At 49.2% G+C, this 20,932-nt stretch carries 22 protein-coding genes, 1 pseudogene, 1 riboswitch and 1 other annotated feature; of the genes and pseudogenes, 4 read left to right on the top strand and 19 right to left on the bottom strand.

All coding sequences use genetic code 11. From position 1 onward, the window contains the following. Positions 1-13: 13 nt before the first annotated feature. The 19 genes from ACR6HW_RS10360 to ACR6HW_RS10270 all read right to left on the bottom strand — a co-directional run bounded on the left by ACR6HW_RS10360 (position 14) and on the right by ACR6HW_RS10270 (position 16,353). Positions 14-256, bottom strand: a complete 243-nt coding sequence (locus tag ACR6HW_RS10360) for an AbrB/MazE/SpoVT family DNA-binding domain-containing protein (RefSeq protein ID WP_455727662.1) — start codon at positions 254-256, stop codon at positions 14-16. A 96-nt stretch (positions 257-352) separates the two neighbouring features. Further along, the gene (locus ACR6HW_RS10355) at positions 353-838 is read right to left on the bottom strand and encodes a hypothetical protein (protein WP_455727661.1); all 486 of its coding nucleotides are present in this window, start codon (positions 836-838) and stop codon (positions 353-355) included. Positions 839-992: 154 nt separating this feature from the next. Further along, the gene (locus tag ACR6HW_RS10350; RefSeq protein ID WP_455727660.1) at positions 993-1,376 is read right to left on the bottom strand and encodes a YxiG family protein; all 384 of its coding nucleotides are present in this window, start codon (positions 1,374-1,376) and stop codon (positions 993-995) included. A gap of 75 nt (positions 1,377-1,451) precedes the next feature. Beyond that, positions 1,452-2,753: a glutamate-1-semialdehyde 2,1-aminomutase gene (gene hemL / locus ACR6HW_RS10345; protein WP_455727659.1), complete on the bottom strand. Its 1,302-nt coding sequence runs from the start codon at positions 2,751-2,753 to the stop codon at positions 1,452-1,454. Continuing rightward, complete coding sequence (hemB, locus tag ACR6HW_RS10340; RefSeq protein WP_455727658.1) at positions 2,743-3,717, bottom strand: porphobilinogen synthase; 975 nt, start codon at positions 3,715-3,717, stop codon at positions 2,743-2,745. The genes hemL and hemB overlap by 11 nt, the downstream gene beginning before the upstream one ends. After that, entirely contained in the window at positions 3,704-6,121 is a 2,418-nt protein-coding gene (hemC, locus tag ACR6HW_RS10335; RefSeq protein WP_455727657.1) for a hydroxymethylbilane synthase, read from the bottom strand. Before hemC ends, hemB begins: the two co-directional genes overlap by 14 nt. Beyond that, positions 6,108-6,707 carry an NAD(P)-dependent oxidoreductase gene (locus ACR6HW_RS10330; protein WP_455727656.1) on the bottom strand — a complete coding sequence of 200 codons (600 nt, stop codon included), beginning with the start codon at positions 6,705-6,707 and terminating at the stop codon, positions 6,108-6,110. Before ACR6HW_RS10330 ends, hemC begins: the two co-directional genes overlap by 14 nt. Further along, the gene (gene hemA, locus ACR6HW_RS10325) at positions 6,697-7,935 is read right to left on the bottom strand and encodes a glutamyl-tRNA reductase (RefSeq protein ID WP_455727655.1); all 1,239 of its coding nucleotides are present in this window, start codon (positions 7,933-7,935) and stop codon (positions 6,697-6,699) included. The genes ACR6HW_RS10330 and hemA overlap by 11 nt, the downstream gene beginning before the upstream one ends. 1 nt (position 7,936) lies before the next feature. Further along, positions 7,937-8,710 carry a precorrin-6A/cobalt-precorrin-6A reductase gene (locus ACR6HW_RS10320; RefSeq protein WP_455727654.1) on the bottom strand — a complete coding sequence of 258 codons (774 nt, stop codon included), beginning with the start codon at positions 8,708-8,710 and terminating at the stop codon, positions 7,937-7,939. After that, positions 8,707-9,423 carry a precorrin-3B C(17)-methyltransferase gene (gene cobJ, locus ACR6HW_RS10315; RefSeq protein ID WP_455727653.1) on the bottom strand — a complete coding sequence of 239 codons (717 nt, stop codon included), beginning with the start codon at positions 9,421-9,423 and terminating at the stop codon, positions 8,707-8,709. Before cobJ ends, ACR6HW_RS10320 begins: the two co-directional genes overlap by 4 nt. Continuing rightward, positions 9,420-10,487, bottom strand: a complete 1,068-nt coding sequence (locus ACR6HW_RS10310; RefSeq protein ID WP_455727652.1) for a cobalt-precorrin 5A hydrolase — start codon at positions 10,485-10,487, stop codon at positions 9,420-9,422. Before ACR6HW_RS10310 ends, cobJ begins: the two co-directional genes overlap by 4 nt. After that, positions 10,471-11,217 carry a precorrin-4 C(11)-methyltransferase gene (cobM, locus tag ACR6HW_RS10305; RefSeq protein ID WP_455727651.1) on the bottom strand — a complete coding sequence of 249 codons (747 nt, stop codon included), beginning with the start codon at positions 11,215-11,217 and terminating at the stop codon, positions 10,471-10,473. Before cobM ends, ACR6HW_RS10310 begins: the two co-directional genes overlap by 17 nt. Next, the gene (gene cobI / locus ACR6HW_RS10300; RefSeq protein ID WP_455727650.1) at positions 11,210-11,917 is read right to left on the bottom strand and encodes a precorrin-2 C(20)-methyltransferase; all 708 of its coding nucleotides are present in this window, start codon (positions 11,915-11,917) and stop codon (positions 11,210-11,212) included. The genes cobM and cobI overlap by 8 nt, the downstream gene beginning before the upstream one ends. 3 nt (positions 11,918-11,920) lie before the next feature. Then, on the bottom strand, positions 11,921-12,502 hold the full coding sequence (gene cbiT, locus ACR6HW_RS10295) for a precorrin-6Y C5,15-methyltransferase (decarboxylating) subunit CbiT (RefSeq protein WP_455727649.1): 582 nt from the start codon (positions 12,500-12,502) through the stop codon (positions 11,921-11,923). Next, complete coding sequence (gene cbiE / locus ACR6HW_RS10290; protein WP_455727648.1) at positions 12,492-13,115, bottom strand: precorrin-6y C5,15-methyltransferase (decarboxylating) subunit CbiE; 624 nt, start codon at positions 13,113-13,115, stop codon at positions 12,492-12,494. Before cbiE ends, cbiT begins: the two co-directional genes overlap by 11 nt. After that, the gene (gene cbiD, locus ACR6HW_RS10285) at positions 13,112-14,209 is read right to left on the bottom strand and encodes a cobalt-precorrin-5B (C(1))-methyltransferase CbiD (RefSeq protein ID WP_455727647.1); all 1,098 of its coding nucleotides are present in this window, start codon (positions 14,207-14,209) and stop codon (positions 13,112-13,114) included. The genes cbiE and cbiD overlap by 4 nt, the downstream gene beginning before the upstream one ends. A gap of 1 nt (position 14,210) precedes the next feature. Continuing rightward, positions 14,211-14,846 (bottom strand): precorrin-8X methylmutase, encoded by a 636-nt coding sequence (locus tag ACR6HW_RS10280; protein WP_455727646.1) that lies wholly within the window; start codon positions 14,844-14,846, stop codon positions 14,211-14,213. Next, positions 14,846-15,205 carry a sirohydrochlorin chelatase gene (locus ACR6HW_RS10275; protein ID WP_455727645.1) on the bottom strand — a complete coding sequence of 120 codons (360 nt, stop codon included), beginning with the start codon at positions 15,203-15,205 and terminating at the stop codon, positions 14,846-14,848. Before ACR6HW_RS10275 ends, ACR6HW_RS10280 begins: the two co-directional genes overlap by 1 nt. Positions 15,206-15,321: 116 nt before the next feature. Then, positions 15,322-15,509: riboswitch (cobalamin riboswitch) on the bottom strand. 37 nt (positions 15,510-15,546) lie between these two features. Next, a complete protein-coding gene (locus tag ACR6HW_RS10270; RefSeq protein ID WP_455727644.1) occupies positions 15,547-16,353 on the bottom strand; it encodes a response regulator transcription factor in 807 nt (268 codons plus the stop codon). A gap of 308 nt (positions 16,354-16,661) precedes the next feature. Here ACR6HW_RS10270 and ACR6HW_RS10265 point away from each other — a divergent pair, with 308 nt between their 5' ends. From ACR6HW_RS10265 to metG, 4 genes and pseudogenes are all read left to right on the top strand, one after another. Continuing rightward, on the top strand, positions 16,662-17,393 hold the full coding sequence (locus ACR6HW_RS10265; protein WP_455727643.1) for a hypothetical protein: 732 nt from the start codon (positions 16,662-16,664) through the stop codon (positions 17,391-17,393). Between the two features lie 18 nt (positions 17,394-17,411). Next, positions 17,412-18,152 (top strand): hypothetical protein, encoded by a 741-nt coding sequence (locus ACR6HW_RS10260; RefSeq protein WP_455727642.1) that lies wholly within the window; start codon positions 17,412-17,414, stop codon positions 18,150-18,152. 59 nt (positions 18,153-18,211) lie between these two features. After that, positions 18,212-18,529: a putative heavy metal-binding protein gene (locus ACR6HW_RS10255; protein ID WP_455727641.1), complete on the top strand. Its 318-nt coding sequence runs from the start codon at positions 18,212-18,214 to the stop codon at positions 18,527-18,529. A 138-nt stretch (positions 18,530-18,667) separates the two neighbouring features. Next, positions 18,668-18,901 (top strand) — a binding site (T-box leader). 66 nt (positions 18,902-18,967) lie between these two features. Next, positions 18,968-20,908, top strand: a pseudogene (gene metG, locus ACR6HW_RS10250) (methionine--tRNA ligase); the annotation flags it as partial. Positions 20,909-20,932 lie beyond the last annotated feature (24 nt).

Here is a 20,932-nt window from a genome sequence, read left to right as displayed (position 1 = left end):
TGGTTAATACCTTTTAAAGAACTTTGATTTCGTCAATACAGCTTGGGCAGATGTTTTTGCCTTTGATGTTTTTAACACCTTTGGCTTGTCCACAGAAAATACAAGCTGGCTCATATTTCTTAAGGATAATCGTTTCCCCTTCTGTAAAGATTTCTAAAGCATCTTTCTCACCAATGGTTAAGGTTCTTCTTAACTCAATTGGAATGACGACTCTACCGAGTTCGTCCACTTTTCTTACAATACCTGTAGATTTCATACGCACCTCCTGATAGTCGAGTTCCCACGAATGTATCATAGTATATTTATTTCCAGTTGTCAACATAAATGGCTAAAGAGGCGTTTGAATGTCAGATTATGCGTTGGCTTCCGGTGCGCTTTCATCAGGTTGCTCAGCGCTTGGGTGAACGGTATCATAGACATCGTTGGAAGCGTCTTTAACATCTTGAACCGGTTTTGAAAAATATTTGTCGTAGAGGACCTTGCCGATAGAAACGGTGTGCATAAACGAGGACAAACCGTCGACAAACCCTTTGTTCTCATTAATGGTACCGGTGACGGACTCAGTGGTCTCAGCGATGTTGTCAACCGTGCTTCTGAACGCCTGAATATCGTGGGCGACCTCGCCGCTGATGTCGTCGATATTCTTAGTGAGGCTCGGGACGACAGCCATTGTTGCGTCAATATTCTTGCGTTGTTCTTCTACGAGAAGGTTGATTTGCTTAACAGTTAAAAGTGCGCGTCTAAAGATGAGGATTAAGTAGACGAGCAGGGTTACAAGTGCACCCCAAAGGACAAACATGAGCAAATCTTTTAGTGTGAAAACCATTGTACTATTCATTGATGCCCCCTAACGGTTAGTTTGGCGCCATAGACATGGCGAATCAGTGTGAATAAGCTATTGTAGACATTATATCCTAATTTTGTAGAGAGGACAAGTTGGACAAAAAAAGTAGTGCCGGTTCAGCACTACCTAATGGTTCATTCGTATTGAGTTAGCGTACTCTGTAAGCTTTGTCGTTGATGCGGATCTTTTGCGCATCGATGTAGAGCGATGAGTCTTTAATGCTGACGGCAAAATTCGGTATGGCCACAAAGTGATCTTCGTCTTGACCTTGAGCCACAGCTGTGAACTCGCCGAAACCGGTTGTATCGTATACAATGGCGTTGAGCGCATCTGACGAAATATCGAGTTTTGAAGTCATGTCGTGGTCTATATAGTAGAAAGCTCTTACATCTTCAAATGTGATTTCCACGGGTTCGACGTGGTCTTTGCTTTGAACAGCTACAGAGATAATATCGTAATCCATATTGATGTTTACAGAATCGACAGTGCCTCTCGAATAGGCATCCAACACGGGATTGAATTGATTTGACATATGATTACACCTCACTTATATCTTTTCAGCACATATATTAATATCATATAATCCCGAGTGATGCAATGATTTTTTTTAAATTGATAACAGAACTTCTTTGGCGTTTTCAATAAAGGCATCCAGATCGGCTTGTGTATGTGCAGTGCTTAGGAAAAGCCCTTCAAACTGAGCCGGCGGCAATAGAAAACCGCGATCGAGCATAGCGCCGAAGAACGCCGCATAGGCCTCTGTGTCACAGCGTTTTACATCTTCGTAGTTTTTAAAGGGCCCCTTGGCAAAGAAGAGGCAGGGGATGCCTTTAAATCGGACGAAGGTCACGTTGAGCGCATTCGCTTCTATAAACGGTTTGAACGCCGCTTCTAAATACGCTGATTTTGCCTCCAGTTCGTCGTAAACCTCCGGGTGGTCTTTTAGGTAGGACAGGGTCTTAAGTCCCATGTACATGGCCAGAGGGTTGCCTGAGAGGGTTCCTGCTTGGTACACGGGTCCTAGCGGCGAAACTTTCGACATGACCACGTCGCTGCCGGCGTAGGCGCCCACTGGTAGGCCACCGCCGATGATTTTACCGAAACAGACAATGTCCGGTTTGACGCCGTAAACAGAAGCGGCACCACCGTAGGCCAGTCTAAAACCCGTAATGACTTCGTCGAAAATCAAGAGTGCGCCATGTGTGTCGCAAAGCGCTCTGAGAGCTTTTAAGAAGTCGGCGTCAGCCGGAACGACGCCCATGTTGCCCGCCATTGGCTCGACGATAACGCAGGCGATTTCGCCTTTGTTGCGCTCAAACAGCTCTTCTGTGTAGGCGATGTCGTTGTATCGCCCGACCACGGTGTGCTGTACGGTTTCAGACGGCACACCTGGACTCGTCGGTACGCCATAGGTCAAAGTTCCCGAACCGGATTTTACCAGCAAGGCGTCTGAGTGCCCGTGATAGCAGCCTTCAAACTTGATGAGTTTGTCTTTTCCGGTAAAGCCCCTCGCCAATCGAATGGCGCTCATAGTAGCTTCTGTACCGGAGTTCACCATTCGCACCTTGTCGATACCCGGATAGGCCGCTACAATCATTTCTGCCATCTCCACTTCGACAGCTGTGGGGATGCCGTAGCTCGTCCCTTTTTTAAAGACGGCTTCGATGCCGTCGGCAAAGCCCTCTGGACTGTGGCCTAAAATCAAAGGTCCCCATGAGCAGACGAAGTCGGTGTAGACATTGCCGTCGACATCTTTCAGCTTACAGCCATGGGCGCTTTCGACAAAGATAGGCGTTCTGTTGACAGAGGCAAAAGCCCTGACGGGGCTGTTGACACCGCCGGGGATAACAGCTTGCGCTTTTTCAAAGAGCGCGCTGGATGTTTCGTATCGTTTGGGGTTATGCGTCACAGTATACCTCCCATTTTTCCGCAATTTCTTTTGCAAAGTAAGTGATGATTAAATCGGCTCCCGCTCGTTTAAACGCAATGAGCGTCTCGTAGATAATGGCTTCGTCGACGAGACCATTGAGCAGGGCGCTCTTTATCATAGCATATTCGCCGCTCACATTGTAGACCGCCAGGGGTTTTGAAGTGGCAGATCTCAATCGCGCCACGTGGTCGAGGTAGGCGAGCGCCGGTTTTACCATTAAGATATCGGCACCGGTTTCCGAATCGTAAGCTGCGATTTCCTGTGTTTCGCGCTTGTTGTGGAAGTCCATTTGGTAGCTGCGTCTGTCGCCGAACTGAGGGGCGCTGTGTGCCGCCTGTCTAAAGGGGCCGTAATAACTTGAGGCGTATTTGAGCGTGTACGACATAATCGGCGTGTACGCGAAGCCTGCGCCATCGAGGGCCGCTCTCATGTGACCGATGCGACCGTCCATCATGTCCGACGGCGCCACCATGTCGGCGCCTGCTTCTGCATGGCTGACAGCGACTTTAGAGAGGATGTCCAGCGTTGCATCGTTGACGACTTGACCGCTTTCGTCGAGTACGCCGCAATGCCCGTGGTCGGTGTACTGACACAGACAGACATCTGTAATGACGTACATCGACGGCGCCAATTCTTTAATATGGCGAACGGCTTTTTGGACGATGCCGTCAGGGGCATAGGCGCTGGTGCCGCAGGCATCTTTGGACGCCGGAATCCCGAAGACAATGACTTGGTGGATGCCCAGGCGTTCGAGGTCGCGGATTTCATCTGTCAGTCGATCAATTGAAAAGTGGAAAATTCCCGGCATCGTTTCGATTTCTTCTTTGACATCAGTGCCTGTGGTGACAAAGATAGGCATGATTAAGTCCGATTTGCTCAAAGTGGTTTCGCGAACCATCTTTCTCAAAGTTTCATGTGTTCTCAAGCGTCTAAAGCGTTTCATTTACGACCTCCTCTACAATGGCGTCAATCAACCCCCGAATCGTATGCGTTTCAGCAGTTTTGGCGACGCGATAGCCGTGTTTCACGAGCGTCTCCTCTGTTTTAGGGCCAATGGCGATTATTCGGGCGCCTGTGCCGACTGCTAAACTGTGTACTTTACACAAGTCGTGGAAATTGTCTACAGTGGAACTGCTGGTAAACGGCAACACAACGCCTTCTGTCGCCAGTTGTTTTTTTAGCGTATCGATAACCGAAGTGTCGTGCGCCACCGGTACTGTCTTATAAAGGGTCATTGATGTAACGGTACAGTTCTCTTCCAGCCAATTTAAAAGCAGCGGCCGTGAAAGGTTTCCCTGTGGCAGGAGTACATGGTCTGAAGGGCTTAGCTGTCCCGTCATCGCCTCGATAATCCCCTCTTGTGTAAAGGTCTTAGGGATTATATCTGCCTTGAGGCCATGGTGTTTTAGACATTTTGCCGTAGAAGTGCCGATTGCTAAAATTTTATAAGGTGCTAGGACGCGTACGTCCTTGTCCATATGGTCGAGAGCAGCCATAAAGCACGTTACCGCATTTTCACTTGTGAACCACAGATGGTTTATAGAAGGCGTTGCCAGTGCTTCTGAGAGTGTCGCGTCGACTTTTTCAGGGACGATTTCAATCATCGGCAAGGTGACGGTCTCGCAGCCGCGGGCGTTTAAAGCGTCTGAAAGCTTGGAAGCCTGTCCCACTGAACGCATAACGAGTGCTTTTTGTCCAAACAGGTCCTTTTTTTCAAACCAGTTGAGGGTGTCGCGTTCTTTGATGACGTCGCCGACTACAAACAGCGCCGGTGAAAGCGCCATATCGTTTGGCAACGTTTCGACAGCAGTCCCCAAAGTGGCGACAATGGTTTTTTGACGGTAAGTCGTCGCTTTGGAAATCATCGCTACCGGTGTTTCCGGGCACTTGCCGTGGGCCAAAAGCGCTGTGGCGATTTTGTGCATGTTGGCAATACCCATTAAAAAGACGAGTGTGCCTTCCAGTGCGGCGATGGTTTTAAAGTCCAGTGTGGTATCGTCGTCTTTGAAATGCGCTGTAAAGACGTGGAAAGACGATGCGTGGTCTCTGTGGGTAATAGGAATACCGGCATAGTTGAGGCCGGCAATCGAAGAAGAAATCCCCGGTACCACCTCAAAAGCGACGCCTGCTTCTTTCAGCACTGCACCTTCTTCACCGCCTCTGCCGAAGACATAGGGGTCACCACCTTTTAGGCGCACGACTTTTTTGCCCGACTTTGCTAAGGTTACCAACAGGGCATTGGTCTCATCCTGTGTATAAAAATGATTTCCGGAAGCTTTACCCACATAGTATTTCTCCGCTTCGGGACGAATGTAGTTTAAAAGTTTTGGACTCGCCAATCTGTCGTAGACGATGGCGTCGCAGTTTTGAATGGCTTTTAGACCTTTCACCGTAATGAGGTCGAGGTCTCCGGGACCGGCGCCGAGGAGGGTAACGAAACCGTTTACCTTCATTTGCTCTCGTATCTTATGGGCGCAGGTCTCGCCCAATTCTTTGGCGTTTGCAGCGGTTGACGATGCCGAAGCGCGATAGAGGTTTTCGCCGAGTGCATCTCCGAAGACGGTTTCAAGGGTGAGGATATCGCCTTTAAGAGTGGCGTGTGCACCGATGGGTACATGACAGCTGCCGTCTATAGCTGAGAGAAAAGTGCGTTCAGCTTCTACACAGCAGGCGGTTTCGGCATCGGCTATACGCGCCAGCAGAGCTTCTATAAAGGCGTCGTCTTTTCGATATTGGACGGCCAGTGTGCCCTGTGCCGGTGCCGGAAGCAGCTCTTCCGGTGAAAAGTAATACACGTTTTGAAGTTCTTTATCCAGTGAGAGGCGTTTGATTCCCGCTGCGGCGAGGATGACGCCATCTAGGTTTTCCGTTTCGATTTTTTTGATGCGGGTGTCGATGTTTCCGCGAATCGGCACGAAGTTGAGGTCGCGTCTCAGGCGACCGAGTTGGTACAAGCGGCGCTTGCTGCCCGTTCCAATTTTGGCACCGATTTTTAAATCGTCGAGGCTGGCAATTGGCGCTTTGGTAATTAAGACGTCGCGCGTGTCTTGACGCTTGGGAGGTGTGGAAAACGCAAGGCCCTCAGTGATGTCGCTCGGCATGTCCTTCATGCTGTGTACGGCGATGTCGATGCTGCCGTCGAGCAGTTGTGCTTCAATTTCTTGAACAAAGATGCCTTTGTCGCCGAACTTATCGAGGGCGATGGTTTGTATGAGGTCGCCCTTGGTTTTAATAACAGTGACTTCAAAGGACAGGTCGGGTGCTACGGCGCGTAGCGCCTCTATGGTTTGCTCTGTTTGCGTCAAAGCGAGTTTGCTCCCACGTGTCCCCACTCTAATGGTCTTCATATTGGTACATCCTTTCTAAGGTGTCGTCGGCTAATTTGGCCACCTCATCGCCTTTAAGACGTCGTTTTTTCAGTATGGGTGTGGCTTTTGCAAGACACCGAATTCTCTTTGCAACAGGTGCTGCACCGAGGTGTTTTTTGATTTGCTCAAGTAGGTATTGCGCGATATAGGGCGATTTAGAAGCCCCAGAGGTCGCGACGGTGTAATCGGTGGCGTTGTGGTAGTGCATATCCGAAAACAAGCTGCTTTCAGGCGCATCAACTCGATTGTAGAGCTTGCCGGCTTCGAGGCACAGGTGCTCCAGTGCCGCATTGGCGTCGGCGTCATTTGTCGCCACAATGACGAGATGCGATTTTTGAAATACGTCTCGGTGCGCCGTTTGAAGCTCCTGCGTCGCGCCGAGGTGAAAATGAAACCGCTCATCTTCTAAAAAAGGGGTGGCGACGGCTTTGTCGGTATCGACGAGGTGAACTTCGGCGCCCTCAGACAAGTATTTTTTTACTTTTCGACTGCCGACTTTCCCACCGCCGGCTATGAGCACCTTAAGGGCTGCTGTGTGTAAGAGAATCGGCTTTCTATGCGTCATATTCAAACAACTCCTTTAGCAATTGAACACTTTGTTCACGCTTAACAGTGTTGTCCATTTGCTTTAAATTTTCAAGGGGTTTCTTGATCATCTTTTTGAGAGCAGAGGTCAGTATTTTTTCCAGCGTCTCCGGTGTTAACGTCGACGGATTTTGCTTGCCTACGCCGGATTGTTCAATGGCTGCTTGGGTGATGAGGTCGATGTCTCGATGCCAGCCCTTTAAGACGTCGTCCACTTTTGTCGCTTCAATCCATCGGTAGGAGAGTTCGCTCTCGTTTTCGAGCCATTCGTCTACTTGACGAACCAACTCGGCGCGCTTCGCTTGGTTTTCCGAAGAAGTCTCTTTTAAACCGTCGACATCCCAAACAGTAACCGCCGGGTCTTCATAGACGGCGTTGCAAACGTCCCTGGGAACGGCGAGGTCGATGATGAGCGGCTGTTTGACAGCTGTTTTGAAATAGGGCATTCGGATAACGGTATGCGGTGCACCGGTGGAGCTGACGACGAGGTGACTGTTTTCCACATGGGTGTAGCGGTCCTCAAAGGGCGCAATGTGTACACGTGGGTGCGTCAGGAGATCCTCCGGTAGCTTTTGAGGGTGTCTGACACAGATGTAGAGGCTCTCAAAGGGTTCTTCGAGTAAGTAGTGTATGGCGAGTTTGCCCATTTTTCCCATGCCCACCATGGTAATGCGCGTGTGTGCATCAAATGTCATATGCGCTTTGGCTTTTTTGATGGCGATATAGCTGAGTGACAGAGGCACTTCTGAGATTTTGAGCTCTGTTTTAACGCGCTTTGAAAACGTAATAGCGTCTCGAATGATTTTGTTGAGAATTTTGCCACTGGTGCCGCATTCGTTTGAAAACACCAGTGCGTTTTTAACTTGTCCGAGAATCTGATCTTCGCCCAGTACTGCCGATGCCATGCCGGTAGAGACTCTGAACAGGTGCTCAACGGCTTGTTTTCCTTGTTTTTTATCCCAAAGAGAAGCGGGCACGAGAGTGCTGAGCTTTTCGAGGAGACCGGCTGTTTGCTCGTCAAAGTCGTCTTTGCGCGTGACGTAGTAAACTTCAAAGCGTCCACAAGTTGAGAGCAGAGTCGCTTCAAGAATTCCCTCCTGAATGAGGGCGTTTAAAAAATGCGCTTGTGCCGCCTCGGTCAAATGACATTTTTCTCTTTGTGACACGGTGGCATTTTCGTGGTGGATACTGATAACGCCGATTTGCATGTTATGCCTCCAAAATCTTTTGTTCTATTAAAGTTCTAAGTGCCTCACGACTTTTAAACGGTGTTAAAAGTGTGGTGTCAACCGTTGGCGACACAATGATGCCAACGGTCTCCGGATGGGCCTTTACGGCGAGATAGTTGGAATTAAACGCACTCCCCGCACCACTGTTTTTAAAGACGAAAAAGCGCATGTTGTAAGCTTCGAGAAGCGCGTTGTTCAGCAGTTGAGGGGCACGTTTAATTGCAACGATGTTCTCCGATAAAACGCCGTGTCCTTCGCAAGCTTTAATCGACTCGTACGACGGCATGACTCTAAAGTACAGGTGCTCTTTGTCAAAGACATTGCACCACTGGGCGATGTGCTTCATTCCCGTAATAAAAATCCGGTCGCCTTGGCGGTGGCGCATTTTGACAGCGTCAATAGCCGCGGCCATGTCGGGAACGACCACAAAACCGTCTAAATCTTCCGGTAGTGTCAACTCGCGCACAAAGCCGTAATACGGGATGCCGACGGCATCACAGGCGGACTTGGCGTTGTTTTTCACCACGTGGGCGTGTGGGTGTGTCACGTCGATGACCGCCTGAATACCCCGCTGTGCTATAAACGCTTTGAGCGCCTCCAAATCCATAGGGCCGACCTGTATGTGGTCGGCGTATGCCTTGTAGTGTGCGGCGCCATAAGCTGTCGCCACTGAGAGGACAAAAGGCTGCTGATGTTTTTTCAAAACATCGGCAACCTCGACACATTCGTGTGTTCCGCCCAAAATCAGCATCATAGCTTATAGCCTCTCGGGGTGATGAGACAGCCGTTTTCCGCATATGTCGCTCGGTTTCCGACGATGACCATCGAGGTCATGTCGATGACGCCGTAGTCGATGTTGTGGATTGGGAAAACAAACTTTTGCTCATCGGCTCTACCGGCATCTTTCACGACGCCAACCATCAATTGATCACCTGAAGCAGCTCTAATGCGCTTGATGGCTTCTTCGATGTGATGAGGTCTGCCGTGGCTCTTGGGGTTGTAAAAGCAAATGACGAAATCGCCTTTTGCCGCCATATCCACGCGGTTCATAATCACGTCGTAAGGGGTGAGCAAGTCGCTCAAACTGATATGGCAAAAATCGTGCATAAGCGGCGCACCTAAAATGGCTGCACTGGCTGTAGAGGCTGTTACTCCAGGGACGATACGGATGTCGTCATCGTCGTTTGCCAGTTCGTAAATAAGTCCCGCCATGCCGTACACGCCGGCGTCGCCACTGCTGATAACCGCCACGGTATGGCCTGCTCTTGAAAGGGCGATGGCTTCTTTGCAGCGTTCTACTTCGCCGCGCATGCCGTTTTGAACGATGGTTTTGCCTTCAATAAGGGGCTCTATAAGACGAATATAGGTTTTGTAGCCGACGATGTGTGTCGATTCTTCAATTGCTTTTATTGCACGTTTTGTCATATCGTCCAGAGAACCCGGACCGATTCCGATTACATAAATCATAATGTGTTCCTTCCTACTGCAAATGTACAGCCATTTTTCTTAGTGACGTGAAGTGCCCATGCGTCAGAAGTGGTCGCATAAGCGCTCGGTCCTGCAACGGCGCGGACGCCGGTGATTGTCTTGACAAACTCAGAGCCTTCGTACTGATCCTCATAAGGCATGAGGGCGTCGGCGCTGTAAAAAGTCGTCTTCATCTCATAGTGTTCAGCGAGTTTGGCAAGCGCGGGTTCATCGGCCTTGAGGTCTATAGAAGCCGCTTCGCTAAAGGCGTCCGGCGCCAGTTGGCGCTCGGCACAAAACTCGAGAAACGCTTCGCGGTATTGGGCGTAGGGGAGGTCTTTTTTTAGACCGGTGCCCAGTGTAAGGGATTTGCTAATGAGGCTGTAAAAAGCCGGATCTTCGCTGTCATGCGCCCTGTAGTCGATGACGACTTTTAGGCCGGGCTCTTGGCGCAGCGCGTCTAGAGATGCGTGTACCGTGAGCTTCGGGTAAGTCATGGGTTTGACCTGCTGTTTCAGATGCTCTGAGACATACAGGTGTATGGGGGCGTCGTCGGCAATGGCCATGTTGATTTTCTTCAGCGCCGTTTTATAGGGTGCCGGCGGTATGGCGTATTCTTTCATAACCCTTTCAAAGCCCTCGTGACCTCTGAGGTCTGTTGCAGTGGTAATGACGGGATGCGTTTTGTAACCGGCGGCATTTAAACGCTCGCAGAGGTCGATGGTCAGTGCGTTGGCATTGCCGAAGTGACCGCTTAAAAGTGCGATGGCGTGGTGCCCCATATCGTCGACGACGATAACAGGTGGGTCGCTGAACTTGGAGTCGATGGCGTCTTTTATGCTTCTGACGGCTATGCCGACGGCGCCGATAAAGACGACGACTTGCGGCGTGCTGTTGCCATGGGCTTTAAAAATAGCTTCAATTTGCCTTTTAAGGGGCCGCTCTAAAGCGTTCTCATCCATTTCAGGGAGATTTAGAGCATTGGAAAGCACTTTTTTAAGCTGTTTACCTCGTTCTGAAAAAGCAAAGAGGTGGTAAGTGCGCGTTTTATTTTCTGAACTCATGTTGAAAATCCTTGTGATAGAGCAGTGAGTCGTTAAACGACTTTCCGAGGCATTTGCCGACGATAATCAGCGCCGTCTTTTCGATCCCCTCGGCTTTGACTTTCTCACAGATGTCATCGATACAGCCGGTGACGATTTTTTGTTCCGGCCAAGTGGCTTTGTAAACCACTGCAACAGGGGTATCTTTGGTCATACCGCCTGCGAGCAACTCTTCCATGACTTTGTCCATAAGTCCGGTTGAAAGGAAGATGGCCATTGAGGCACCGTGTGAGGCAAAGGAACGAATGGATTCGGCTTCCGGTACAGGGGTTCGGCCTTCCATCCGAGTGACGATAACACTTTGCGTAATTTCGGGAACCGTGTATTCGATTTCAAGTGCCGATGCAGCGCCGAGGAAGCTCGAAACGCCCGGAATGAGTTGGTAGCCGATATTCTCCTGCTTTAAGCGTTCAATTTGCTCGCGTAGAGACCCATAGATGGAAAAATCGCCGGTGTGCAAACGCACGACTTTTTTGCCTTCTGAAGTGCCTTTAACACATAAATCGATGATTTCATCGAGGTTGAGGTACGCGCTGTTGTGAATTTCGCACGTTGGCTTGCAGGCTTTCAGCAGTTCGGGGTTCACCAGGGAGCCCGCGTAGATGACGACATCGGCCTCTTGGAGTGCGCGATGTCCCTTTAAGGTTATGAGTTCCGGGTCTCCAGGACCGGCACCGACAAATTTAATCATTTTTATACCACCTTTTGTTCATGAGTAATGTTGTAAAGTAAGAGAGCTGATCGTCGCACATGGCGCGCAGATCTTTGTGTACGATTTCGTTGGGTTTTCCAAAATTGCTGACGGCGATGCAATAGCGGCTCAAGTCGTGTTTTTCCAGGAAAGTGACGACTTCTTCCGCATTTTTGTAAAGCTTCATCAGCACCACGGCGTCGTTTTCGAGCAGTGTTTTTTCAATGGTGGCCATGGGTTGTGTACACGGGCAGATCACCAGTGAAGCGTCGCCGTCTACAAGTGGGGTGTTCATGCCTGAAGCGATGGCGCCGAAAGAGGTGATGCCCGCCAGCGTTTCTACAGGCACACTTTCTTTAAGATGCATGAGCAAGTAGATGAACGTGCTGTAGAGCATGGGGTCGCCAAGTGTTAAAAAACCGACGTTTTTGCCGGCGAGTACCCAAGCCTTGACCTCTTCTGCTATCGGGGCGATACCCGCGTGCATGGCGTCGAGGTCCAGCGTCATAGGAAAGTGACGCTTTTCTATGTGGACAGTGCTTTTCAAGTAGCGTTTGGCAATTTCATAACTTTCGCTTTTGCCGTCTTTTTTTCCGCTTGGAATCAATAAAATATCCAGCTTTTCAAGGGTGTTGACGGCTTTGATGGTCAACAGCTCGGGATCGCCCGGGCCGACGCCGATACCGTAAAATTTGGTCATGGGTTACCCCTTCCTAGGTTCATTATATACGCATTTTAAAATCGTACAAGGGTTGAGCGGTTTAAAGTAATGGTAGCGTCCGAGGGTCTCCAGCCTGCTTGCGGCAATTTGAGAGCCTTCAATAGCGCTGAATCGTTCATCGTCAAAGAGCATGCCGCTGATTTCGCTGAGGCTCTCTAAAGTGATGGTTGAAAAGACGAGGAGAGCACCGTCTGTAAGGTGGCTGTTTGTAAGCCATGTCATAATGTCTTTAAAAGCCTTACCGGTACCGCCCATGTAGACGCGGTCGAATTTTAAGCCGCTCTCCAGTTGAATAGGTGCTTTGCCGTGGTGAATGGTCATTCCCGATACACCGTGTGCCGCTGCATTTTTTTTGATGAGCTCGACGCCGGTTTCGGTTTGCTCAATGCACGTCAGGTGGATATGCGGAAAAGTTTTCGCCATTTGGATACTGCAAGAACCGGTGCCTGCACCGATTTCGAGAACGTTTTTGCCGGCGTCGAGTTCGAGGTAATCGACAATGGCACCTCGTATTTCCATCTTTGTCATGGGGTTGTCACCCCGTATAAAGGCATTATCTTTCATAATCTATCACCACCACATTCATCGTATAGGATTTATCGGGAATTTTAGATGCTCTGACGACAGTGATGCATTCGTCGTCGTAAGACAGGTTCTCACCAATGGCCATAAGGGGGTCTCGACCACTTTCAATTATGGCTTTGGCAATGGCTTGCGGCGTCCACACTTTGTCAGTGAGGATGCCGATGCGGCTATGCGCCGTCAGATGCTCTTTGTCAAAGTGGCGGCCGTGTGCACTGGTGAGGTAACAATCGTGCATAGGGATGCCGATTTTATTAAAAAAGTACTGTAAGCTGCTGATGCCGGAGAGCACCTCGATGTCAGCGTTTTGTACATGTTTTTTTAAGTAGGATGTAATGCCGTAAAAATTGGGGTCGCCTGATGCGAGCACAGTGAGGTGCTCGTGGTGTAAGCGGGCGTTTTCAATTAAAGTCAGCAACTCTTTAATTGAGCCTGTGTAACTTGAAATATCAGACGCCGGCGCGAATAAGTGTTGCATGCTTTTGATTTGGCGGGTTGCACCGATGACACATCCGGCGGTTTTCAAATGTTCTCGGCAACGCGTCGTCAGATATTGCGGGTCGCCGGGGCCGATGCCCGCTATGGTCAGTTTCATGAAGGCTCCTTTCTCGTGTCTCCGAGTTTTCGGAGGGCCATGTCGTAAAAGATGACGTCAATTGCGGCAAGAGTGGGGGCATGTGCCTGACATTTTTCCCTAGCGCGCTCGCAGAGCGCTTGGAAAGCATAGGCATAGGGGGTTTCGACGAGGGTGTTTGACATTTCATCTGTGGTGTTGCACGACGCTATTTTTTGAAGGACGTCGTATGGGGCCCTTTCAAGCGCCAAATAAGCGATTAAGATTTCTTTTTTGGCGTCGGCGACTTTGCTGTGTGTTTGAAAGATACCGCCTGCCAATTTGATGAGTTTGCCGATGTGTCCGAGTAGGAGTACGCTGTCGAAGGCGAGGCCTTCACTGGCCTTTAAAGCGTAACCGACAAAGTTGCTACAGTGGACAATTCGGCTCGAGTCGATCCCCAGATGCTGGTTGGCGTATTTTTCGCCGTGCATGCCGGGGACGAGCACGAGGTGCTTAACGCCTAGGGCGTATTTCTGATTGAGCTCTGTAAAGATGGTTTGTTTAAAGGCTTCTTCACTCATGGGACGCACAATACCGGTGGTTCCAATGACCGATATTCCGCCGACGATGCCGAGTCTTGGATTAAAGGTTTTTTCGGCGACGGCGGCGCCCTCCGGAATGATGACTTCAACGATACAGCCCTTGTCTTTAGGCAAGAGCTCCTTGACGTTGGCCTCAATCATTTTAAGAGGCACGGGGTTGATGGCAGGTGCGCCAACGGGCACTTGAAGCCCTTCTTTGGTGACAGTGCCCACGCCTTCACCACCTATGATTTCAACGCAAAAAGGGCGATCGGTCAAAGTAACGCGTGCCTGAATGGTGAGCCCGTGCGTTACGTCTTGATCGTCGCCTGCATCTTTGATGACGGCGCCCAGGGCAGAGCCCGATTCCCGATTTTCTGCACTGAAAACGGGAATGGTGAGCGCATCACCACTGGGGAGACAAATGGTGATGTCGTCTCCTGGTTCCAAGGGGTGATGCGTCAATAGCGCCATTGCTATTTTAGCGGCTGCAGCTGCGCAGCTACCGGTTGTATAGCCATTTCTAAGGGGGGTTCCAGTAGAGGATAGCATATTAATCTCTTCCTAAAAATTGATACATGAGTGCGTTCAGTATGGAAGCAGCCACATTGCTGCCCCCTTTACGACCGAGAGCCGTAATACACGGGAGTTCAGAAGCCAACAGGGCGTCTTTAGATTCTGCTGCCCCGACAAAGCCCACGGGAACGCCAATGACGCCGATGACATTGGTCGGATGGGATTCTAGGAGCCTAAAGATTGCCGTTGGGGCATTGCCGATGACAAAGAGCTTAGGCGTCGGGTCCTTTAAGGCCTCATCTATGGCGACCATGGACCGTGTAATCCCCTTTTCTTTGGCGATTGCAAAAGTGTTGGGGTTGTTGACGAGGCAGTCTAGCGACCAGCCTGTCTTCTCAAACGCTTTTTTGTTAATGCCCGACAGCGCCATGTTGGTATCTGTAAATACCATCAGGGGCTTATTGAGAGCCGATTCAAAGGCCTTTAGAAAGGTCTCTTCGATTTTCAAATTGTCGAGGTAATCGAAATCCGCGCTCGTGTGAATCACGCGTCTGTAAATATGGCGTGTGACAGCATCTTCTCTGGGATAAGCACGGCCCATTTCGGCAATGATATCATCGATTATCTCAAAACTCTTGTTTTCGATGCCCATGGGCTTCTTAATGTAGTCCATTAGTTTTCGATCCTTTCGAGCATCAAGTCTACCATCTTGTCGTCAAAACCGATGTTGGCAAGGAAAGTCATTTCGAGATCTGGGTACTGCGATTGGATTTCTTCTAATACTTCTGGTATATCTTCTCTAATGTGGTTGCCGTTAAAGATAAAGAAAGGAAAGACTTTTAATTTGCGCACACCGCTGTTGTAAAGGTCTTTGACGGCTGTGTGAATGTCCGGATTCATGAGTTGTAGGTAGCAATATGAAAACTGGAGTTCCGGTCTCTTTGCAGAAAGTGCCTTTGAGTAGTCTTTCATAATCTCGTCGGTTTCTGCAACTTTGCTGCCGTGTGCGACGATAAGCAATGCTTCTTTCATAAGTGTTCTCCTCTTTTAAAATGTTGGTGGTGTTTCGATCCATTAAAAAAAGCCCAACATCCGCTGGGCTTTGAATTGACACAATCGTTATCGCCAAACCTCCCACCGAAGTTTTGAAGTGCTTTAGGTGCTTGGCAGGTCTCCTGGCTCGGGGATCGTCCTAATCTCTCACCTTCCCGTTTTCACAGTGGCTTTAAAAGATTTCGTACTCCCATACAGTAGCGGGGGCTGCTGAGGCCTTTAACCTCATTCCCTTTTAACTCTTACTTTTTCTAAGTAAAAGACCAATCACTTTCATACATGAGCATATCACACCTTCATAAGGTTGCGCAAGTATAATCTTATGACCGAGTGCCGAGGTTCGGTTTTGAACCCGGATATATCTTGATAATTAGGCGATCAAAGTTGCGGTTGGGGTTGATTTCAATGCGTTCTGTGAGGACGCGCCGACCGATTAATTCTGAAATAGAATGCTCCACTTGTTGGAGGGTGCTGTCGTAGACCAGTCGTCTTAAAATTTCGATGGCCTTGTGGTGAGGGCCCAAAGATAAGACGCTTTCCTCCATCGTTGTGAGCACCTCGTTGAAGATGATTTCAATCCCCTTGGGTTCTAGAAAGACATTGATGGTTTTGGCGCCTTTTCCGAATTTCTGCTTGAGGTACTTGGCGCAGATGTTTCTTATTTCCGTCTCGAGGTGCACTTTGTTTTCGTGGGTCAGTGCAAACTGCTGGTGGACGACAAAGGTGTCTTTGTTGGTTTCAAAGAGGTCGACAGTCACTTGAAGCAAGCTGTGGATTAAGGTGGTTTCTTCCACGGGTTTTACGAGGTATTTGTCGATTTTCAGTTCCACGGAGTGCAAAAGCGTCTCGACGTCGCACAAGCTGGAAGTGATGAGCACACGGCATTTTTCGTGTTCAGCTCTAAGGGTTTCGACGAATTCGATACCGCCGACTTCTGGCATAACGAGATCGGTTATGACCACATCGGGTTTAAACAAGTGGTATTTAATCAACGCGTCGTGGCCGTTTTCGGCAACAATGAGTTTGCCGACGTGCTTTTTAAGCAACTGTGCTGTGGTGGTGCGCGTCAGTTTATCGTCTTCGGCATACAAGACTTTAATTTGAGAAAGCACGTTGGGATACGTCATAAAAAATTCCTTTCAATTACAAAAAGTGTATACTTTATTATATATGCATCTGCAACCGCTGTAAAGATTGTTAAAATAAAAACTTGACATTTGACAATGATGTTGTTAAAATCTCAGTATGCTCAATGATTCAGATATTTAACGATACGCTGTAATTAAAGCATATGAACCGTATTTGTATGAACTGTATTTGGGAAATAAAGTTATGGATAGCTCACAAAATTTGTGCATTCAAACGTTTGATGAGTCCGTGGCAAAAGATATTCTTTTGTTGCGGACTTTTTTAGTGTTTAAAAAGGAGGGGGCCAATGGAAACAAGTCGGAAGTTGAAAGTGTTCGGCAGGTATTTGACAGGGGTTTTTCTCGTCATCGTATGGACGGCATTTGTTACGAGTCCGAAAAGCGGCTTGACAGGCTGGCAAAGAATCGGTGTCCTCGCGGTTACGGGCAGTTTGTTTGCAGCCCTGTCGACTTCGATGGTTTGGCGACGGGCGTACGCCATGAAAGAAAGGTTGTCGATGCAGATGGAGAAGCTCTCGGGGAATTCTCAAGAAGTATTGCTTGCCAGTGAGGCTATGGCGGTGATGACCGACGATACACACACGCGGTCAAAAGCGCTTGAAGACGGTATTCGTGTGGTGTCAAATGAGTTAAAGGCGCATGTGGGGTGCGTCGACGACAGCATTACACATCTCATGCAGATAGAGTTGATTATAGGTAAGATGAACGATGCCTTTGAGCAAATTTTTGAAAAGACAGAGGGGATTAAAACCGATGACCACCGTTTGGTTCACGACATTAGGGGACTGCGGGGGGAACTGAAACTCGCTAAGGAAGCGTTGTCGGGACACGAAGAGGCGTTGACGGCGAACTTGACGGCTTTGGCAGAGGGCGGTTTAAAACTCGCTGATGATGCGGAAGCTGCTATTTTTAAGTTTGAAGAGCACCATCGGTGCATGTGTCATCTCAGAGACAATTATAAAAAAATTGACGATTTAAGCATCCGATTGGAAGGGGTGCTGAACAGCGACGGTTATTAAGGGGACAGGAGGCCGGTAATGTTGCTTTCAAAAGATATCAAATTGCCGATGCCTGTGGCACACAGGCAAAAAGTTCGGATTCAGGAAGAAGCGCAATTTTGGAAAAGTGGGACGTTATTTTTTATGAGGAAGTACCCTTCTAACGGCGGCAGTATTAAGAAGTGTACGTTGAAGTCGGGAAGTGTTTACGCGTTGGAAACCGGTGTGCTGTACACGGCGGGCATGACGTTGCCGCCGATGCGCGCTAAAATTGAGGGGTACTACGCCTGTTCCGACGCGGAGTTGACGACCTATGTCATCGATGGCGACTCGTATGAAGCGACGGCGCGGGATATGATTCAAGCCCTTAGGGTGATGCAAGTACTCAAAAGCGTGGGTACGGGAACAGCTGTTGTCAAGGCCACCGTTCAAAAGCTCATTTTAGCCCTGTCGCTCCACGGAGAAGAAGCTTATACGTTGATGCAGGCTGCACGGTACAGCGAAGCTGTTCTAAAGTGTAATGTCTCAACACAGCAGTCGTTGAACCTCCTCGAAGATTTCATCGCGGTATACGGCTTGGAAACGCATCAGCTGATTGAAAAGGTGCAGAAGCCGCTGTCACCAGATGCCGCGGAACCTGTCCACGTGCTTAAAGCGGCGATGCTCTACGCCCAAGGACTCTCAATAGATGCGATATCGACTTACGGTGTCCACGGAGACGTCGTCGAGGCGCTGAGAACAGTGACAGACGAAAACTATGAATTTTTTATATCTGTTTAATGCTATTTTAACTTTTAAATTGTATGATAAAGGTATCAAAGATAAACGAGGAGGCTATTATGCTAGTAACCACAACCCCTGCTGTCGACGGGCGTCAAATCGTCGAATACAAAGGCATCGTCTTTGGCGAGGTCATTAGCGGCGTCAATTTTATTAAGGACTTTGCCGCAGGTTTGTCCAACATCTTTGGCGGACGCTCCGGTTCTTATGAAGGTGAGTTAATTGAAGCGCGTGAGTCAGCTCTTAGAGAGATGGAAAAGCGTGCGCGTGCCATGGGTGCCGATGCCGTCGTAGGTGTTGACATCGATTACGAAGTGCTCGGACAGGGCAATATGCTCATGGTGACCGCTTCTGGTACGGCTGTGGTGCTGGGCTAGGTGATGGCAAGTAAGAAATGAGGGCGTGTGCAGACACGGCCTTTTTTCATTTGAGAAGTCGTCGGCGAAGGCGGCGTGATATGCGAACAGACGCTTGTCAAAAGCCAACGGCTGTGGTAGAATAATGCCAATCAAATTTTAAATGTAGTGATAGGAAGAGTACCCTGTAAATTGTGCAAGAGAGTCGGTGGCTGGTGTGAATCGATGACGAGGCGCAGGTGAAGATGGCCCTTGAACAGCCTGTGTGAATGCAGCGGCTTGAGCACAGGTCGGTTTGTACCCGTTACAGTACGTTCGACAGATGTCGACAAGAGCGAAAGGTGGCGAGACCTTTCGGAATAAGGGTGGTAACACGGCGATTTCGTCCCTTGACGGGGATAGAAGTCGCTTTTTTGTTGAAAAAAAGTCCGATGAGTAAGAGCCGTTTACAAACGGTCAGGAGGTCTGAACATGTCTAAAGGGAAATACTATTTAACAACGGCCATTGCCTATACGTCAAAAATACCGCATATCGGCAATGTTTACGAGGCGATTTTATCCGATGCGCTGGTGCGTTTTAAGCGCGAGCAGGGGTACGATACGTACTTTTTAACGGGGACAGATGAACACGGTCAAAAGATTCAGGAACAGGCGGCAACAGACGGTAGGACGCCGCAGGCACATGTCGACGAAATCGCCGGTGAAATCAAGCGCATTTGGGACCTCGTCAATGTGAGCTACGACCAGTTTATCAGGACGACAGATGACCAACATAAGAAAGTCGTTCAAAAGATTTTCAAGAAGCTTTACGACAACGGCGACATCTACAAGGGCAAGTACGAAGGCTGGTACTGCACCCCATGTGAGTCCTTTTGGACGGAATCACAACTGGTAGACGGCAAGTGTCCGGATTGCGGCGGCGCCGTTGCTCAGGCCAGCGAAGAAGCGTATTTCTTAAAGTTGAGCAAGTATCAAAAGCAGCTTGAAGAACATATTGAAAACAACCCGGAGTTTATTTGGCCGGAATCCCGAAAAAACGAAATGCTGAACAACTTTATTAAGCCGGGCCTTCAAGATTTGTGTGTTTCAAGAACGAGCTTCAGTTGGGGCGTGCCTGTTGAGTTCGACCCGGGCCACGTGGTCTACGTTTGGATCGACGCGCTCAGCAATTACATCTCAGCAATAGGCTTTGATCCGGACGGCTCTTCTGAACAGTTTAACAAGTTGTGGCCGGCAGATCTACACGTTATCGGAAAGGATATTGTGCGTTTCCATACCATCTATTGGCCGATTATCCTTATGGGTCTCGGGGTTGAACTGCCGAAGCAGGTTTTTGGCCACCCGTGGCTGTTGACCGGGAAAGATAAGATGAGCAAGTCGAAGGGCAATGTGATTTACACAGACGATCTCGTGAGTCTTTTCGGGGTGGATGCGGTGCGTTATTACGTGCTTAGAGAAATGCCGTTTGCCAACGACGGTACCATTACGTACGAAATGATGGTTTCGAGAATTAACACGGATTTTGCCAACATCTTGGGCAACCTCGTTACACGTACGGTGTCGATGATCCAAAAGTATTTCGACGGTGTCGTACCGGCGCCGACAGTTGAAGACGCATTAGATGCGTCCTTAAAGACGCTGGCGGTTTCCACGGCAAAAAATGTCGAAGCCCATATGGACGCGTACCATGTGGCAGAGGCTTTAGAGGATATTTGGGCACTGCTGAGAAGAAGCAACAAGTACATCGATGAAACGACCCCTTGGGTATTGGCGAAAGACCCTGCCGATAAAGAGCGCTTGGGGACTGTACTTTACAACCTCCTCGAAAGCATTCGTTTCGCGGCAGTTCTTTTAAAATCGTTCGTTCCGGATACTGCGGAAAAAATACTGACGCAAATTCGCGCCGAAGTCACGTCACTCGAGAGCTTGGCCACTTTCGGTGTGACGGCGGTCGGAAGTTCAGTAGGCGCTGCGGAAGCCGTCTTTGTCCGAATGGACGAAGCGGCCAAACTCGAAGAAATTGAAGCGATTAAAGCCAAGTACACACAACCGGAAGAGGTAGAACCCCCTCTTGAACTCAAAGAGGAGATTACCATTGACGATTTTTCCAAGATAGATTTGAGAGTTGCCAAGATTTTAGAGGCTAAGAAGCATCCAAAAGCCGATCGACTCCTAATTCTCCAGTTAAAAGTCGGTCCTGAAAAGAGACAAGTGGTTTCGGGAATCGCCGGACATTACGACCCGCAGGCCCTCGTAGGCCGTGAGGTCATCCTCGTGGCAAACCTCAAACCCGTTAAACTCAGAGGTGAGTTGTCGCAGGGCATGATTCTCGCTGCGACAAACGGCGACGACCTCAAACTGGCTTCTGTAGAGATTAAAGACGGCAGCGTTGTCTCATAAGTGCTTCAATAGCGTTTCGCGGCA

It is taken from the genome of Fusibacter sp. JL298sf-3 (assembly GCF_053842995.1).
The sequence above is the reverse complement of the archived record's forward strand: the minus strand, read 5'-3'. Positions and strand labels throughout refer to the sequence as shown.